The sequence below is a fragment of the Frankia sp. Mgl5 genome (assembly GCF_023242985.1).
Classification (GTDB): Bacteria; Actinomycetota; Actinomycetes; order Frankiales; family Frankiaceae; genus Parafrankia; species Parafrankia soli.
Genome location: NZ_JALKFY010000747.1, coordinates 1 through 1,985, shown reverse-complemented (window position 1 = coordinate 1,985; position 1,985 = coordinate 1). Strand labels below are relative to the sequence as shown.

The following is a 1,985-nucleotide window of genomic DNA, read 5'->3' as shown; positions in this document are numbered from 1 at the left end:
GAGCGTGACCGGCCGTGGATCGTGCGGACCTACGCGGGTCATTCGAGTCCGGCGGAGAGTAACGCGCTGTATCGGCGGAATCTGGCGAAGGGCCAGACGGGTCTGTCGGTGGCCTTCGATCTGCCGACGCAGACGGGGTATGACCCGGATCATGTGCTGGCGCGTGGTGAGGTCGGGAAGGTGGGCGTGCCGGTCGCGCATCTCGGTGACATGCGGGCGTTGTTCGAGCAGATCCCGTTGGGTCGGATGAACACGTCGATGACCATCAACGCGACGGCGATGTGGTTGCTGGCGTTGTACCAGGTGGTGGCGGAGGAGCAGGGTGTCGCGGCCGAGGAGCTGACCGGCACGACCCAGAACGACATCATCAAGGAGTACCTGTCGCGGGGGACGTATGTGTTCCCGCCCGGCCCGTCGCTGCGGCTGATCACGGACATTGTGGCGTACACGGTGACGGAGATCCCGCGCTGGAACCCGATCAACATCTGTAGTTATCACCTGCAGGAGGCGGGTGCGACGCCGGTGCAGGAGTTGGCGTACTCGTTGTGCACGGTGATCGCGGTGCTCGACGCGGTGGTCGCTTCCGGTCAGGTGCCGGCGGAGCGGATGGGCGAGGTGTGCGCCCGGATGTCGTTCTTCGTGAACGCGGGTGTGCGTTTCGTGGAGGAGATGTGCAAGATGCGGGCGTTCGTCGCCCTGTGGGATGATCTGCTGCGGACTCGGTACGGGGTGACGGATCCGCGGCAGCGCCGGTTCCGTTACGGGGTGCAGGTCAACTCGCTGGGGTTGACCGAGGCGCAGCCGGAGAACAACGTGATCCGGATTGTGTTGGAGGCGCTCGGGGTCACGCTGTCGAAGGATGCCCGGTGCCGCGCGTTGCAGCTGCCGGCGTGGAACGAGGCTCTCGGTCTGCCGCGTCCGTGGGATCAGCAGTGGTCGCTGCGTATCCAGCAGATCCTCGCCTATGAGACGGATCTGTTGGAGTACCCGGATCTGTTCGAGGGCTCGGTGGTGGTGGCCCGGCGGGTCGAGGAGCTGGTCGCTGCCGCGACCGAGGAGATCGACCGGGTGCAGGCGATGGGTGGGGCTGTCGCCGCGGTGGAGAGCGGCTATATGAAGTCCCAGTTGGTGGCTTCGCAGGCGACGCGGCGGGCGCGGATCGAGTCCGGTGAGGACGTTGTTGTCGGGGTGAACCGGTTCACTGAGACCGAGCCGAATCCGCTGCTCGCCGATCTGGACGCGGCCGTGCAGACGGTGGACCCCGCTGGTGAGGAGGCGGCCCGGGTCCAGGTTGCCGCGTGGCGGGCCGCCCGTGATGCCTCCGTTGTCGACGAGGCCCTGCTCGGGTTGCGTGAGGCGGCGAAGACCGACGCCAACCTGGTGCCGGCGACGCTGGCGTGTGCTCGTGCCGGGGTGACGACGGGGGAGTGGGCGGGTGTGCTGCGGGAGGTGTTCGGTGAGTACCGGGCGCCGACCGGGGTGTCCGCCGCGCCGTCGGCTGCCGCCGCGGGTGCCGGGCTGGGGGAGGTGCGTGACCTGGTGACCGTGACCGCCGGTGAGTTGGGTCGCCGGCCGCGGCTGCTGGTGGGTAAGCCTGGGTTGGACGGGCATTCCAACGGTGCCGAGCAGATCGCGGTGCGGGCCCGTGATGTGGGCTTTGAGGTGGTCTATCAGGGGATCCGTCTCACGCCGGCGCAGATCGTCGCCGCGGCTGTGGAGGAGGACGTTCACGTGGTCGGGCTGTCCGTGCTCTCCGGTTCGCACATGAACCTGGTGCCCGAGGTGCTGGACGGGCTGCGTGCGGCTGGTCTCGGGGACGTCCCGGTCGTGGTCGGCGGGATTATTCCGCCGGCGGACGCGGAGCGCCTGGCGACGCTCGGTGTTGCGGCCGTCTTCACACCGAAGGACTACGGGCTGACCGACATCATGCGTGGCATCGTGAACATCGTGCGCACCTCAAACGGCCTCGCGAGTGCCTGAACCGG

1 protein-coding gene is annotated in these 1,985 nt (G+C 68.0%); it reads left to right on the top strand.

Annotated elements, in window-relative coordinates; genetic code table 11:
- Positions 1-1,980: protein meaA (locus MXD62_RS27325; protein ID WP_248832273.1), on the top strand; the 1,980-nt coding region annotated here is incomplete at its 5' end.
- Positions 1,981-1,985: the final 5 nt, after the last annotated feature.